Source organism: Paracoccus sp. R12_2, assembly GCF_017744015.1.
Classification (GTDB): Bacteria; Pseudomonadota; Alphaproteobacteria; order Rhodobacterales; family Rhodobacteraceae; genus Paracoccus.
Genome location: NZ_JAGHRA010000013.1, coordinates 1 through 14,120, shown reverse-complemented (window position 1 = coordinate 14,120; position 14,120 = coordinate 1). Strand labels below are relative to the sequence as shown.

The 14,120-nt window shown below is 63.0% G+C and carries 14 protein-coding genes and 1 pseudogene; 2 read left to right on the top strand and 13 right to left on the bottom strand.

The genetic code is table 11. The annotated features are described in order from the left end of the window. Nucleotides 1–113: 113 nt before the first annotated feature. The 5 genes from J7359_RS14530 to J7359_RS14510 all read right to left on the bottom strand — a co-directional run bounded on the left by J7359_RS14530 (nt 114) and on the right by J7359_RS14510 (nt 6,329). Nucleotides 114–866 (bottom strand): FCD domain-containing protein, encoded by a 753-nt coding sequence (locus J7359_RS14530; protein WP_247740428.1) that lies wholly within the window; start codon nt 864–866, stop codon nt 114–116. Continuing rightward, entirely contained in the window at nt 847–1,815 is a 969-nt protein-coding gene (locus tag J7359_RS14525) for an oligopeptide/dipeptide ABC transporter ATP-binding protein (protein ID WP_209057827.1), read from the bottom strand. The genes J7359_RS14530 and J7359_RS14525 overlap by 20 nt, the downstream gene beginning before the upstream one ends. Continuing rightward, nucleotides 1,809–3,686 carry a dipeptide/oligopeptide/nickel ABC transporter permease/ATP-binding protein gene (locus tag J7359_RS14520; protein ID WP_209057825.1) on the bottom strand — a complete coding sequence of 626 codons (1,878 nt, stop codon included), beginning with the start codon at nt 3,684–3,686 and terminating at the stop codon, nt 1,809–1,811. Before J7359_RS14520 ends, J7359_RS14525 begins: the two co-directional genes overlap by 7 nt. Then, nucleotides 3,686–4,633 carry an ABC transporter permease gene (locus J7359_RS14515; protein WP_209057675.1) on the bottom strand — a complete coding sequence of 316 codons (948 nt, stop codon included), beginning with the start codon at nt 4,631–4,633 and terminating at the stop codon, nt 3,686–3,688. The genes J7359_RS14520 and J7359_RS14515 overlap by 1 nt, the downstream gene beginning before the upstream one ends. Nucleotides 4,634–4,748: 115 nt before the next feature. Further along, nucleotides 4,749–6,329 carry an ABC transporter substrate-binding protein gene (locus J7359_RS14510; RefSeq protein WP_209057673.1) on the bottom strand — a complete coding sequence of 527 codons (1,581 nt, stop codon included), beginning with the start codon at nt 6,327–6,329 and terminating at the stop codon, nt 4,749–4,751. Between the two features lie 64 nt (nt 6,330–6,393). On the opposite strand from J7359_RS14510, the gene J7359_RS14505 reads away from it, so the two are divergent. Beyond that, nucleotides 6,394–7,095: a DUF1028 domain-containing protein gene (locus J7359_RS14505; protein WP_247740426.1), complete on the top strand. Its 702-nt coding sequence runs from the start codon at nt 6,394–6,396 to the stop codon at nt 7,093–7,095. A gap of 174 nt (nt 7,096–7,269) precedes the next feature. On the opposite strand, the gene J7359_RS14500 is transcribed toward J7359_RS14505, so the two are convergent. Further along, nucleotides 7,270–9,123, bottom strand: coding sequence for an ABC transporter ATP-binding protein (locus tag J7359_RS14500; RefSeq protein ID WP_209057671.1), 1,854 nt, complete (start codon nt 9,121–9,123; stop codon nt 7,270–7,272). A 204-nt stretch (nt 9,124–9,327) separates the two neighbouring features. Here J7359_RS14500 and J7359_RS14495 point away from each other — a divergent pair, with 204 nt between their 5' ends. Next, a complete protein-coding gene (locus J7359_RS14495; RefSeq protein WP_209057669.1) occupies nt 9,328–9,831 on the top strand; it encodes a DUF892 family protein in 504 nt (167 codons plus the stop codon). 107 nt (nt 9,832–9,938) lie between these two features. Here J7359_RS14495 and J7359_RS14490 read toward each other — a convergent pair whose 3' ends face one another. The 7 genes and pseudogenes from J7359_RS14490 to tuf all read right to left on the bottom strand — a co-directional run. Continuing rightward, nucleotides 9,939–10,352, bottom strand: a complete 414-nt coding sequence (locus J7359_RS14490) for a GFA family protein (RefSeq protein ID WP_209057666.1) — start codon at nt 10,350–10,352, stop codon at nt 9,939–9,941. Further along, a complete protein-coding gene (locus J7359_RS14485; protein ID WP_209057664.1) occupies nt 10,349–10,744 on the bottom strand; it encodes a VOC family protein in 396 nt (131 codons plus the stop codon). The genes J7359_RS14490 and J7359_RS14485 overlap by 4 nt, the downstream gene beginning before the upstream one ends. A 117-nt stretch (nt 10,745–10,861) precedes the next feature. Further along, nucleotides 10,862–12,436 carry a GMC family oxidoreductase gene (locus J7359_RS14480; protein WP_209057662.1) on the bottom strand — a complete coding sequence of 525 codons (1,575 nt, stop codon included), beginning with the start codon at nt 12,434–12,436 and terminating at the stop codon, nt 10,862–10,864. Between the two features lie 12 nt (nt 12,437–12,448). Beyond that, entirely contained in the window at nt 12,449–12,970 is a 522-nt protein-coding gene (locus J7359_RS14475; protein ID WP_209057660.1) for a Twin-arginine translocation pathway signal, read from the bottom strand. 62 nt (nt 12,971–13,032) lie between these two features. Further along, entirely contained in the window at nt 13,033–13,428 is a 396-nt protein-coding gene (locus J7359_RS14470; protein WP_209057658.1) for a VOC family protein, read from the bottom strand. A gap of 94 nt (nt 13,429–13,522) precedes the next feature. Then, nucleotides 13,523–13,810 (bottom strand): ribbon-helix-helix domain-containing protein, encoded by a 288-nt coding sequence (locus J7359_RS14465; RefSeq protein ID WP_209057821.1) that lies wholly within the window; start codon nt 13,808–13,810, stop codon nt 13,523–13,525. Nucleotides 13,811–13,993: 183 nt separating this feature from the next. Further along, nucleotides 13,994–14,120, bottom strand: a pseudogene (gene tuf, locus J7359_RS14460) (elongation factor Tu); the annotation flags it as partial.

The following is a 14,120-nucleotide window of genomic DNA, read 5'->3' as shown; positions in this document are numbered from 1 at the left end:
AGGCGGTTCACCCTGCGTGAACCGCCTCACCTGATGCGGGGCGAACGGGGGCGCGGGATCATCAGCCCCACCACCCGCACAAGCATCCGCAACGAGAATCGTTCTTCCGCCGCTTATTCCGAGATGAACTTGCTGCACATCTCGGCCTCCTGCCTGCACATCAGGGTCCATGCCGTCTGCATGTGTTCGGCCATGACGGCGCGTGCGCGGTCGGCGTCACCGGCCCGCAGCGCCTTGACCAGATCTTTCTGGTGGTCGCGTCCCCGCTGCCAAAGTTCAAGATTCGGTCGCGAATACAGCCGCCGATAGACCGTCAGGTCGGCCAGCAGGTTCACCATGAAATCTATCGCGAAACCCAGCAGGGGATTGCGGGCCTGTTCTGCAAGGATCGCATGAAATCGCAGCGAGGCGACATGTTGCTCGCGTTCTTCCTCGATGGTTCTGGCGGGATGCGAATACTCCGAGATATTGGCTTCAAGCGCCTGCAGGATATCTTCGTCAAGCTGTCCGGCCAGCGACGCCGACAGTTCGGGTTCAAGGGCAAGGCGCAGCTGATAGATGTCGCCGATCGTCAGATTCTTGAAATAGAAATAGTTACCCAGAAGCGCCTTGGCACGCTGGCGGCTGACCTCGTGGACAAAGCTGCCGCCGCCCGGTCCGGTTCGCGTCTTGATCAGCCCCTGAGCCTCGAGGATCCGCATCGCCTCTCGGATGGTGCCCTTGGCCATGCCGAAGCGCGCCATCAGGTCGGTCTCACCCGGCAGCCGGTCGCCCGCTTGAAGGCTCTGTTCCACGACCCAGTCCTTGATCGCTTCGGCGACTTGGACCGGGCGGCTGGTCTTTGGCTCAGCCTTCGCGCGCTTCAATCGGGTGGTGGCAGGCGGCAAATTGATCCTCTCCCATGGATTGCAGCACCGGCTCGATGGTCCGGCAATGCTCGGTCGCGCGGGGACAGCGGCCCGCGAAGGCGCAGCCGGGCGGCGGGTTCAACGGATCGGGAAGCTCGGTTCCCTTCTGTTCGGGCGCTGTCAGCGGACGGCCCACCACCGGCGCGCTGTCGGCCAGAAGCTTGGTATACGGATGCCGCGGCGATGCAAATATCTTCTCGGCCTTGCCCACCTCGACGACCGAACCGAAATACAGCACCATGATCCGGTCGCTGACCGCCTCGACCACCGCAAGATCGTGCGTGATGAACAGATAGGTCAGTCCGAATTCCGCCTTCAGCCTTGCCAGCAGGTTCAGCACCTGCGCCTGAACCGACACGTCCAGCGCCGAGACAGGTTCATCAAGGATGATGATCTGTGGATCCGCCGCCAGCGCGCGGGCGATGCCGATGCGCTGCGCCTGCCCGCCCGAGAATTCATGCGGGTATCGTTCCAGAAACTCCTCTCGCAGATTGACCGAATCAAAGATCTCGCGGATGCGCGCATCGCGTTCGGCCCTCGGCATCTTGTGAAGCCGCTTCAACGGCGACTCCATGATCTGCCGGATGTTTTTGCGGGGGTTCAGGCTGCTGTTCGGATCCTGGAACACATACTGGATCAGCTTGCCAAATTCGGCCGGATCGGCGTTGTCCAGCGCCTTTCCATTGATCTCGATGGTTCCCTCGGACGGCTCCAGCAGACCCACCAGCATGCGCGCCAGCGTGGACTTGCCGCATCCGGATTCACCCACCACACCAAGCGTTTCGCCGCTTTCCACCGAAAAGCTGACCGGACAGACCGCGCGGACACCGCCCTGAGACCGGCGAAACAGGGTTTTCTTCGTCGCGAATGTCTTGGCGAGGTTCTGTACCTTCAATGCGGTCATGATGCTGCGACCTCCAGCGTTTCTTCGGGATAGAGGCAGCGCACGGCACGCCTGCCGGCACGGTCCAGCCCCACGTCACCTTCGCGGCAGGTCGATTGCGCCTTGGGGCAACGGGGCGCAAACGCGCAACCGGGCGGCAGATCGTCCACCACCGGCGGCAGCCCGGGGATCGCCGCCAGCTTGCGTCGGCCTTGGCCCAGTTCGGGAACGCATTCGATCAGGCGCTTGCTATAGGGGTGCAGCGGATGCCGCAGCACGCTGTCGGTCGGCCCTTCCTCGACGATGCGACCGGCATACATCACCGCCATCCGGTCGCAAAGCTGTGCCACCACGCCGAAATCATGGGTGATGAAGATGATCGCCAGCCCGCGGTCGCGGCGCAGATCGTCCAGCAGGGACAAGATCTGTGCCTGCACCGTGACATCCAGCGCGGTCGTCGGTTCGTCCGCGATGATCACGTCGGGATCATTGGCCAGCGCCATCGCGATACCGACCCGCTGACGCATGCCGCCCGACATCTCGTGCGGGAAATCATCGACCCGGCTTTCGGCGTTAGGGATGCGCACATCCTTCAGCAACTGGATGGCGCGGCTGCGGGCGTCTGCACGGGACAGCTTGTGGTGCGAACGGATCGCCTCGGCCAGTTGATCGCCGATCTTGTACAGCGGATGCAGCGTGGAAAGCGGATCCTGGAAGATATAGGCGACACGGTCGCCGCGCTTCCGCCGCAAGGTTTCGTAGGATGCCCCGACCAGATCCTCGCCCTGAAACCGGACCGCGCCGCCGGTGATCACCCCAGGAGGCGATGCGACCAGCCCCATCACCGATAGCGCCGTGACCGATTTTCCGGACCCGGATTCGCCGATGATGCCCAGGCATTCGCCCGGCCTGACGGCCAATGACACGCCGCCAACCGCCTTGTAGATGCGCTTGCCGACATGGAACTGGGTTTCAAGCTGCTGAATGGCCAGAAGATCGTCGGTGGCGTCGGGAACCGGTTGCTTTCGGCTGACCAGGGTCGTGGGCAGCGGCCGCGACAGCGCACCCGACCGCAGGCGCGGGTCCAGCGCATCACGCACCCCGTCCCCCAGCAGGTTGATCGACATGACGATAAGAAAGATCATGATGCCGGGCACGATCGAGGTATGCGGGTGAGAGATCAGCGCCGAACGCGCCTCGCCCAGCATCGAGCCCAGATCGGCCTGCGGCGGCTGCGACCCCAGTCCCAGGAATGACAGGCCCGCCGTTTCAAGGATCATCCAGCCGACGGTCGTGGACATCGCGATGATGATGACCGGCAGGACATTGGGCAGCAGTTCGGTCACGATGATCCGCGTATGGCCCATCCCGGCAAGGCGCGCAGCGTCGATGAATTCACGTCCGGCAAGCCCCACCGTGATGCCGCGGATGTTTCGCGCGAAGAAGGGAATGTTGACGGCCGCCACCGCGATCAGCGCGTTCATAAGCCCCGGCCCAAGTGCCGCGACAATGGCCAGCGCCAACAGGATATAGGGAAAGGCCATCAGCATATCGACGCCGCGCATGAAGATATTGTCGATGCGACCGCCGAAATAGCCCGCCGTGATGCCGATCGCCGACCCGATGAAAGCCGCGATCACCGCCGCCGCAAACCCGACCGCCAAAGACAACCGCGTGCCCCACAGAAGCCGGCTTAGAAGATCGCGGCCCAGATGGTCGGTTCCCAGCAGGTGCCCGTCGGTGAAGGGCCGTTTGAACCGATCCGCGGTGGCCGTCACATCCGGATCGTGCAGTGGCAGAAACGGGGTCAGCAGAACCAGCAGGACGATGATGGACAGAACCACGGCCCCCATAGCCGCCAGCCGATTGCGAAACAGCAGTTTCAGGAACGCCATCATGTCTTGATCCTCGGATCCAGAAGGCTTTGCGCGACATCGACCGCGATGTTGAAGAAGACATAGCAGGCGGCGACGAAGACCACGCCGCCCTGAACCAGCAGAAGGTCTCGGGTCAGGATCGCGTCGACCAGCATCCTGCCGACGCCGGGCCACTGGAACACGATCTCGATATAGACGGCACCGGACAGCACGAACCCGGCCTGGATGCCTAGCACCGGGATGATCGACACCATCGCGGCGCGCAGTGCATGGCCCATGATGACCTTGCGTTCGCCGACTCCCTTGGCGCGCGCGGTGCGGATGTAGTCCTGCCGCAGGACTTCCAGCATGGCCGACCGCGACAAGCGTGCGATGACGCCGGTTGCCACCGCCGACAGTGCCAGTGCCGGCATGATCAGATGGCGGATCAGGTCGGTCAGATCGCCACCGCCATAGATTGCGTACATGCCCGAGACGGGAAACCACTTCAGGTTCACCGAAAACAGCAGGATCATCATCATCCCCAGAAAGAAGGACGGGACCGAAATCCCGATAAGCACGATGAAGGTGATCACCTTGTCGGCCAGCCCGTATTGCCGCGCCGCCGACACGACCCCGGCCAGCACGCCCAGGATCGAGCACAGGACCAGGCTGGTGCCGGCAAGGATCAGCGTGGCGTTGAAACGCTCCAGCACCTCGTCGATCACCGGACGGTTCAGCGAGAACGATCGCCCGAAATCACCCTGCAGCATGTTGCCAAGCCAGATGAAGTACCTCTGCACGACGGGCTTGTCCAAGCCCAGGTCGCGGTTCAGCTTCTCGACATTCTCGGGGGTCGCGTAGGATCCCAGAATGGCAGTGGCCGGATCACCCGGAATCAGCGACATGATCAGGAATACGATCACCGTGATGCCCAACAGCACCGGGATCGCAGAAACCAGCCTTCTTAGAATATAGCCGCCCATGTTTCCCCCCGGGTGCCTCTGTGCGTTTTGTCAGGAACGAGAACGTGGCGGAATCGCGCAAGGATTCCGGCGGGTTCCCGGACGCGCCAGATCGGGCGCGTCCGGGAACATGGTCTCAGTTCTTCACCACGCCCTGCAGGTTCAACAGGAACGACGGCTGCAGATCGAAGTTCTCGACCCGGTCGCTGGTCACGGCGTTCTGTTTCCAGTTTGCGACAAAGACCCAGGGCGCGTCTTCGTGAACGATCGCCTGCATCTCGCGGTAAAGCCGCGCGCGTTCTTCCTGATCGGTCGCGGTCCGCGCGCTTTCCAGCAATTCGTCGACTTTTTCGTTGCTGTAATAGCCCGAGTTGAAGCCGCCATTATCTGGCAGCGCCTCGGTGCGCAGCGTCAGATAGGGCAGCGTGTCAGGATCGTTCGTCATCCAGGCCATTTCGGCCATGTCGGCCTTGCCCTCGAGGCCCGGGTTCACCTCGCCGAGGAAGGTGTTCCATTCATAGGTCTCGATGGCGACATCGAAGCCGACGGCTTCAAGATCGGCCTGGATCGCCGTGCCCATCGGCACCGGGTCCAGCATGCCCGAACCACCCTCGGTGACATAGAAGGTAAGCTCGGTTCCCTCGGCCCCGGCTTCGGCAATCAGTTGCCGGGCCTTTTCAGGATCATGGGGATAGGACGCCAGTTCGTCGTTATAGGCCCATGCGAAGGCGGGCGGAGTGGGTCCGGCCGCAACCGTGGCCGTGCCCTCCAGCACGTCGTTCACGATCGCTTCCTTGTTGATCGCATAATTGGCGGCCTGACGCAGCTTCACATCGGCGAAGGGCCCTTCCTTGGTGTTCAGGATCAGAAACCACAGATGCGGGCCGGCCTGTTCATGGATGGTGTATTCGTCACCCTGGAACTGATTGATCGAGGTGGGCGGAACTTCCACCATCATGTCGATGCCGCCTGCCAGCATCTCGGCCACGCGGGTATTGGCGTCGGTAATCGGTCGGAACACGACAGCCTGCGCGCCCGCCGCCTCGCCCCAGTAATCGTCATAGCGGTCGATCACGACGCGTTCGTTCGATTTCCATTCGACGAACTTGAACGGGCCGGTGCCGACAGGGTTGCGACCGAAATCGGCGCCGTTCGCCTTGACCGCCTCGGGCGACACCAGCAGGCCGGTGGGATAGGCAAGGTTCGACAGGAACGGTGCATAGGGTTCGTTCAGCGTGAACCTGACAGTCAGATCGTCGATCGCCTCGGTCTTCTCGACGGCACCGAAGAAGAAGGCCAGCGGAAACGGGCCGGTATCGTGATAGGGGTGATCCTCGTCAAGCATACGGTCGAAATTGAACTTCACCGCTTCGGCGTTGAAGGGGGTTCCGTCATGGAACGTGACCCCGTCGCGCAAGGTGAAAGTATAGACAGTTCCGTCGTCAGAGATGTCCCAAGCCGTCGCCAAACCAGGCCCCGGCTGCAGGGTGCCATCCTCATAACGAGTCAGCCCTTCATAGACATTCACAAGAATTCGGAAGTCATTGACCGCCGTCACGGCCGCCGGGTCCAGCGATTTCGGTTCGGCGATCTGGCCGACGATCAGAACATCCGCGGGGGTCTGCGCCGTTGCGGGGTGCGGCTGGAGACCCAGCGTCAGGGCGGCGACGGCCGTCACCGCCAGCAGGCCCCGGCGGGTCCGGTTGATGAGTGTCATTGGAAGCTCCCTGTTGGTTTTATGTCTCATATTTATCACAATAAATTGCATCGGTCAATTTTTCATGATAAATCTTCAGGACAATGACGAAGATTGCATCATGACCTTTTCGATTCTTGCGCGCGATCCGCAGACGGGCGCGATCGGTGGTGCGGCGGCGACCGGCAGCTATTGCGTCGGGGGTTGGGTTCTTCGCGGCAGTCTGACCGCCGGGATAAGCGCCAGCCAGGGTGCCTCGACCTCGACGCTGTGGGGCGAAGATGTTCTGGCAGCCATGCAGCGCGGCCAATGCGCGGCCGAGGCCGTTGCCTGTGTGACCCGGTCCGATTCCGGCCGTGCCTTTAGACAATTGGCGGCGCTTGACCTACGCGGAAGCACCGGCGTCTTTACCGGCGCCCGGAACACCCCTGAAACCGGCAGCCGTGTGTTTGAAGGCGGCGTTACCGCCGGAAACATGCTGGCGCGGGCGGATGTTGTCGACACGCTGGCAAAAACGTTTCAGACAACACACGGGGCGTTCAGCCAACGTCTTCTGACCGCCCTGCGCGCCGCCCAGACGCGCGGCGGCGACCGGCGAGGGCTGTTCTCGGCCGCGCTGCTGGTCCTGCATCCCGACCACGCTCCGCTGACGCTGCGGGTGGATCATCACCCGACCGATCCGATCGGCGCGTTGACCGACCTGCACCGGCTTGCCACGACCGGCGACTATGCACGCTGGCTTGGCCATGTACCGGTCCTGAGCGACAAGGAGCGTGGATTAGACTGATCGGGGCGCCAGCGCGGCAAATCTGCTTGGCTGAACTTCGTGCATCTCGGCCTTCGGGCCGGGCGCGACCCGACTGACCTTGACCACGCAGCATCGCGCCTCGCTTGATCTTCTTACAGCACCGATGCGGCACGCCAGTCTATGTGCGCTCGGCCGCAGCCGTGGATCATCACCCTACTCCGCCGCGTCCGCGGCCAGAAAACCGCCCGACTGCCGCGTCCACAGCCGTGCGTAAAGCCCGCCCTGCGCAAGAAGCTGGGCGTGGCTGCCCTGTTCGACGATCCGGCCCGCATCCATGACGATCAGACGATCCATTGCCGCGATTGTGGACAGCCGGTGCGCAATGGCAATGACGGTCTTGCCCTGCATCAGCAGGTCCAGCCGGGACTGGATGGCGGCCTCGACCTCGCTGTCCAGAGCGCTTGTCGCCTCGTCCAGGATCAGAATCGGGGCATCCTTCAGGGCCACGCGGGCAATCGCGATGCGCTGACGCTGACCGCCCGACAGCTTGACGCCGCGCTCTCCGACATGTGCATCCAGGCCGTAGCGGCCGTAGCTATCGGACAATCCCGGCACAAAGCCATGCGCCTCGGCCATCCGCAGAGCGTCGGCGATCTCGTCCTCGGTCGCATCGGGCCTGCCGTAGGCGACATTGTCGCGAACGGAACGGTGCAGAAGCGAACTGTCCTGCGTCACCACCCCGATCGCGGCACGCAGACTGTCCTGCGTCACGCCCGCGATATCCTGACCGTCGATGGTGATCCGGCCGCCCTCGATATCGTGAAAACGCAGCAGCAGGTTCACCAGCGTCGATTTCCCCGCCCCCGACCGGCCGACCAGCCCGACCCGTTCGCCCGGCGCGACATGCAGCGTCAGATCGTCCAGAACCGCCAGCGGGCGCGCGCCGTCAGGCCCGGAATAGCGGAAGGTGACATGATCGAAACTGACCGCACCGGGGCCGGGTTGCAGGGCGCGCGCATCCGGCGCGTCCAACACCTGGCGCGGCAGCGCAAGACTGGCGATGCCGTCTCGGACCGTGCCGATATTCTCGAACAGCGAGGCGAATTCCCACATGATCCAGTGCGACATGTTGTTCAGGCGCAGCGCCAAGGGCACCGCGACGGCAACCGCGCCGACAGCCACCCGCCCCTCGGTCCACAGCCACAGCCCAAGCGCGGTTACCCCGCCGACCAGTGCAACATTCAACACATTCAGCGCCACATCCTGGATGGTGGACAACCGCATCTGCCGGTGGACGGTGTGCAGAAAGCCATCCATGCCGTCACGCATCCAGGCTTCTTCCCTGGTTGAATGCGAGAACAGCTTGACGGTCGCGATATTCGTATAGCTGTCAACGACCCTGCCCGTCATCTGCGACCGCGCGTCGGCCTGCGCCTGAGCCACCCGCCCCAGGCGCGGAACGATCTGCCACAGCATGATCGCATAGCCCGCCGCCCAGGCCGCGAAGGGCAGCGCAAGACGCCAATCCTGCGACCCGGCCAGCACCAGCGAACCGAGAAAATAGATCAGGACATAGCTGCCGACATCCATGATCTTCATCGCCACTTCGCGAACCGCCAGCGCGGTCTGCATCAGGCGCTGCGCGATCCTGCCCGCGAACTCGTCCTGGAAATAGCCGATCGACTGGCGCAGCAGATAGCGATGCGCCTGCCAGCGGATCCGCTGCGGGAAATTGCCCATCAGCGACTGGTGCAGGACCAGCGAGGCGAGAAGGTTCAGCGCGGGCAGGCCGATCAGCAGCACCACCGCCATCATCGTCAGCCGCGCGCCTTCCTGCTGCCAGAACACCTCGCGCGGGGTGTCGGCCAGCCGGTCGACCAGATCGCCCAGCCAGCCGAACAGCATCACCTCGATGACCGCGATCACGCCCGAAAACAGCGCCAGCGCCACAAGCCAAGGCAGCGCGCCATGGCTGTAATGCAGCAGGAACCGCCACAGTCCCCGCGGCGGCATGGCGGGTGTGTCGGACGGATAGGGATCGATGCGTCGTTCGAACCACGCGAACATGAGGCTTACCCGGAAAATACATGGGTGAGATTTGCAGAGGCCACTTGCTGGCCCGCAGACCGGGGCAAGTCAAGCCCGCCCGGCGGGGTTAGGCCGGTCCGGCTTGATCTTTGATGCGTGATGGAACGCGCCAGGCTTCGGCAGGGTTGGTCCGCCGAATGCCGCGCCCACCGCGCGGCAACGAAATCCGTCAAGGAGGACGACATGGCCATCAAGAATCTCAAGGACCTGTATCTGGACCAGTTGAAGGATCTGTATTCGGCCTGCAAGCAGTCCATGCCCATGGTGACCGAACTGGGCCGCGCCGCCAAGTCGCGGGAACTGTCCGAGGCGCTGATCGCCGGCAACCAGGGGATCGCGCGCGGCATGGAGGTGCTGTCCGAACTGTGCAATCGCCACGATGCCGACCCCACCGGAGAACATTGCCGCGGCATGGAAGGTCTGATCATCGAGGCGAAGAAACACGCCATCGAGGCCGAATATGCCGACGAGGACGCGCAGGATGCCGCGATCATCACGCAGTATCAGCGCATGATGCATTACGCGATCGCGGGTTATGGCTGCGTTCGCAGCTTTGCCAATCGTCTTGATCTGGACAGCGACGCGGCAGTCTTGCAGGAATGTCTGGACAAGACATGGGAAGGCGATCGCCACATGACGAAGATCGCGGAAGGCGGCGTCAACATGGCGGCCATGGACGGACGCTGACAGGCGGTCGGCGCCTGCACGAAAATCCTGATGCCGAACATCAGACCGGCCCCTTCGCATCGTCACTGCGAAGGGGCTTTTCCTTTTTCAGCGCATGAGGGTCGCCGTCACAGATGGCGCGTTTCGGGGGCCGATTGCCACCAGTTGTCGTTCGCACCATCGGCCCAATGGACGGGCGCCGCAATCAGTTCTGCCTCGCTGGCATCATCCAGTGCGCCGATGCAAACCTGCACGAAGCGCCCACCAAGTTCCGCCATTTCACCGTCCGTCCAAAGGCGCGTCCCGCAGCGGGCACAGAAATGGTGGTGCATGTCGATCCCGTCATCCTGCATGCGCGGTGTCTGGGCCAGGTCCTGCGCGCCGCGCATCAGGCGAAAGCCGTTCGGGTCGGGAAGGCGCATCTCCCAATAGCGCATCTTGCGGCAGAACCGGCAGTTGCAGCGCATCGTGCCATCTGCAAGATCTCCGTCGGCCTGAAACGCGACCGCGCCGCAAAAGCAGCTTCCGTGGTAGGTCTTCATTCCGCTGCCCCGCCGTGATGGACGGCCTCGATGTTATTGCCGTCGGGGTCCAGGACAAAGGCGCCATAATAGTCGGGATGGTATTCGGGGCGTAGCCCCGGCGCACCGTTGTCGCGCCCCCCCGCCGCCAGGGCGGCCCGGTGGAATTCGTCCACCGTCGCACGGTCGGGTGCGACAAACGCGACATGGGCCGACCCCGAGGCCGGCTTTCCGGTGCCGATCCAGAAGAATGGCTTGCCATCCTTTCCGAAACCCGTATGCGCGCCATGTCCACCGGTCATCTGTTCAGTCACATCCATCAGCACCAGAATGCCAAGCGGCGCCAGCGCGCGTTCGTAAAAGCCGCGCGCGGCTGACAGATCCGAAACTGCAAATCCGATATGGTCGATCATCTCAAAGCTCCTTGGGCCTGATGCTGCTATGATGGTTCGACCATGCTGACAATTCGCGTCAGCAATGACATGACCGACCCACAGTTGCGGGGCGGTCAAACGATGGATCAGGCGTGATCAGATGTTGCCTGCAGCCATTTCCCTCGCGATGTGGTCTGCCTGCCTGATTGCCAGCGCCACGATCGTCAGCGTCGGGTTTTCCGCGGCGCCCGTGGTGAACTGGCTTCCGTCGCTGACAAACAGGTTCGCGACATCATGCGCCCGCCCATTGCGGTCCACGACCCCGTCCTCGGGCTTTTCCGACATCCGGTTGGTGCCCAGATTGTGGGTCGAGGGATAGGGCGGCGTCGGCAGGGTCCGCGTCGCACCAACGGCGTCGTAGATCGCCACGCCCTGCTTGTAGGCATGGTTGCGCATGGCGATATCGTTGGGATGATCGTTGAAATTGACGTTCGCGACCTTCAGCCCAAAGCTGTCCTCGGCATCGGACAGGGTGACGCGGTTGTCGGCCTGTGGCATGTCCTCGCCCACGATCCACATGCCGGCCATGTTCTCATAGCTGTCCAGCGCCGTCGTGAATTCACGACCCCAGGCACCCGGATCAAGGAAAGCCGCCATGAAAGGCAGGCCCAGTGCCAGCGTCTCCAGTTCATAGCCGCCTACGAACCCGCGCGAGGGGTCGTGTTTGGCCTCATCGCGGATGATGCCTGCCATGGTCGTGCCGCGCCACATCCGCACCGGTCTTTCGAAGGTCGCATAAACCGATCCTGTGGTGTGTCGCATATAGTTCCGCCCGACCTGACCCGAGCTGTTCGCCAACCCGTCGGGAAACATAGACGAGGCAGAATTCAGCAGCAGGCGCGGGCTTTCAAAGCTGTTGCCGGCGACGCAGACAATGCGCGCCTTCTGCATCTGCAGATTGCCGTCCTTGTCGAAATATTCGACCCCCGTGACCTTGCCGCCATCGTCATGCAGAATGCGGGCGACATGGGCGTGGTCGCGCACCTCGAGGTTACCGGTCGCCTCGCCGCGCGGAATGTCGGTATAGGCCGAGGACCATTTCGCCCCCCATTTGCAGCCCTGAAAACAGAAGCCGGTCTGCTGGCACGACATCCGGTCGTCGTATTCGACGCTGTTGATCGCCATGTTCCCGGTGTGGACGTCCTGGTAACCCAGCGCCTTGGCCCCCTTTTCGAACACCAGATAGTTGTTGTTGCCCGGCAGGCGCGGACGCCCGCCGACGCCGGTCACGCCCAGCTTTGCCTCGGCCTTGTCGTACCATGGTGCCATCTCGGCGGCGTCCAGCGGCCAGTCCAGAAGGCTGGCACCCTCGACCTCGCCATAAGTCGTGCGCGCCTTCCACTCGTGATCCTGAAACCGCAGGCTGGCGCCGGCCCAGTGGATCGAGGTGCCGCCGACCGCCTTCACGATCCATGCCGGAAGCCCGGCAAAATCCTTTGCCACCCGCCAGTCGCCGCTGGTCGTGCGCGGATCGGTCCAAGCAAGCTGACCAAAGCTTTCCCATTCGTCGTTCACATAGTCCTCGGGCAGATAGCGTCCGCCCGCCTCCAGCGCGACCACCTTGACGCCCTTCTGCGCCAGCTCGTTGGCCAGCACGCCGCCGCCAGCGCCGGTTCCCACGATGACGACGACGCTGTCGTCGCCCAGTTCGAATTTCGCTGCCTCAGCCATGATCTTCCCCCCTCACAGCCAGTCGATGTCATCGAAGCCGCGATTGATGTAGCCGCCTTCGGAATAGGACTCACCTTGATAACCGAAAATCGGCCAGACTTCCTTCTGGTTATAGAGCCCGGTCACCAGCCCGCCCCGGACGGTCTGGAAGAATGGCGTGTCCTCGATCCGGCGCAGGATCGCGACCCGGTCGGCCTCCCACCCCGTCGAGAGATAGTCGTCAAAGCCCGCCTCCTTCGCGGCGGCGTCCAGCGCGGCGATCCCCTCGGCGACCGCCTGTCTCTGTTCCTCGCTGTCATAGGATTTGACCGCGATCGCATAGAACCGGTCGCCGACCTTGTCATGCGGATAGATGTCACGCGCCATCTGCAACAGCGTCGCCATTTCATGTTCGCTGACATTACTGACTTCGACCGCCCACGCGGCGTCGGGTGCGGCGATGAAGCCCGCGCCCGCCACCGCCAACGCACCTGCCGCCGCAGCGCGCGACAACAATGCACGCCGGGACAGCCCCTGCTTGCTAACTTGAGACATTTCCTTCCTCCTCCCTGGTCTTGCAACGCGCGGCGGACGCCCCTCCTCATCCGCCGCGCGCATCACTTGAAGCGGCCACCCCGCTTCAGAACCTCGATCTGATAGCCGTCCGGATCGGCGATAAAGAAAAAGCGCGCGATCAATTCCCCGCCCGGCGCAAAATCGACCAGCTTGCGTGGCGCGAACCCTTCGGCTTCCAGGCGCGCGTGCAGCGCATCCACATCCTCGACCGAGAAGGCGACATGGCCATAGCCGTCGCCCAGGTCATACGGTTCTGTCCGGCTTTTGTTGATCGTCAGTTCAAGCTCGGTCTCGCTTTCGTCGTTCGACAGATAGACCAGCGTGAAATCGTCGAAATCCAGCCGGTCGGCGACCTTCAGCCCGAAACAGCGCTGGTAGAAATCGACCGAACGCGCCTCGTCCAGAACCCGGATCATCGAATGGATGTATTTCGCCATGAAGGCCGCCTCCTTGATTGCCCGTCTTCCGGCAATTCTAGATGGCGGTGCGCGAGACCGGGTAGTAACGGCTTACTACAGGTGCGTTTTTCGCCTATTCGGCGGCGATGGCGGTGATCTGCTGATCCTCGCCCAGATGAATCGTGCAGGCGCAGCGCAGCAGCGAGGTGAAGTTCCGCGCCTCGCCATGCAGTTCCAGAACCTCGGCGTGAAGCTTGGAAATGAAGGCAGGCGTGCTGACGCCCTCGCGCGCGGCGATGTCATCGAGGATCCGCCAGAACGCCCGTTCCAGCCGGATCGAGGTCGATTGCCCGTTCAGCCGCAGGCGGCGGGTTTCGGATTCATAGCGGTCGGGGTCCTGCCCCGCGAAGATCTGGCACATCAGCTTGATCTCGGGTGATGATGGGTGCCCGATCTTGCGGCAGATCGCGGAACGCGTCAACGCCACCTTTGGTCAGGTATCGCACCATTCGGTGTCCTCTGGCTGGCTTGCCGAAAACCGCCCGCGCCAACGAAAAAGGGGCCGTCCTTCCGGACGGCCCCTCAGTCGCGATATCCTTGCGGATCACTCGATGATCTTGGAGACGACGCCAGCGCCGACGGTGCGGCCGCCTTCGCGGATGGCGAAGCGGAGGCCGTCTTCCATGGCGATCGGGGCGATCAGTTCGACGGTGAACTTCAGGTTGTCGCCC

Coding starts and splice junctions, on each gene's coding strand:
- J7359_RS14520 (WP_209057825.1), bottom strand. CDS start 3,686: ATGGCGTTCCTGAAACTGCTGTTTCGCAATCGGCTGGCGGCTATGGGG.
- J7359_RS14515 (WP_209057675.1), bottom strand. CDS start 4,633: ATGGGCGGCTATATTCTAAGAAGGCTGGTTTCTGCGATCCCGGTGCTG.
- J7359_RS14510 (WP_209057673.1), bottom strand. CDS start 6,329: ATGACACTCATCAACCGGACCCGCCGGGGCCTGCTGGCGGTGACGGCC.
- J7359_RS14505 (WP_247740426.1), top strand. CDS start 6,394: ATGATAAATCTTCAGGACAATGACGAAGATTGCATCATGACCTTTTCG.
- J7359_RS14500 (WP_209057671.1), bottom strand. CDS start 9,123: ATGTTCGCGTGGTTCGAACGACGCATCGATCCCTATCCGTCCGACACA.
- J7359_RS14495 (WP_209057669.1), top strand. CDS start 9,328: ATGGCCATCAAGAATCTCAAGGACCTGTATCTGGACCAGTTGAAGGAT.
- J7359_RS14490 (WP_209057666.1), bottom strand. CDS start 10,352: ATGAAGACCTACCACGGAAGCTGCTTTTGCGGCGCGGTCGCGTTTCAG.
- J7359_RS14485 (WP_209057664.1), bottom strand. CDS start 10,744: ATGATCGACCATATCGGATTTGCAGTTTCGGATCTGTCAGCCGCGCGC.
- J7359_RS14480 (WP_209057662.1), bottom strand. CDS start 12,436: ATGGCTGAGGCAGCGAAATTCGAACTGGGCGACGACAGCGTCGTCGTC.
- J7359_RS14475 (WP_209057660.1), bottom strand. CDS start 12,970: ATGTCTCAAGTTAGCAAGCAGGGGCTGTCCCGGCGTGCATTGTTGTCG.
- J7359_RS14470 (WP_209057658.1), bottom strand. CDS start 13,428: ATGGCGAAATACATCCATTCGATGATCCGGGTTCTGGACGAGGCGCGT.
- J7359_RS14465 (WP_209057821.1), bottom strand. CDS start 13,810: ATGTGCCAGATCTTCGCGGGGCAGGACCCCGACCGCTATGAATCCGAA.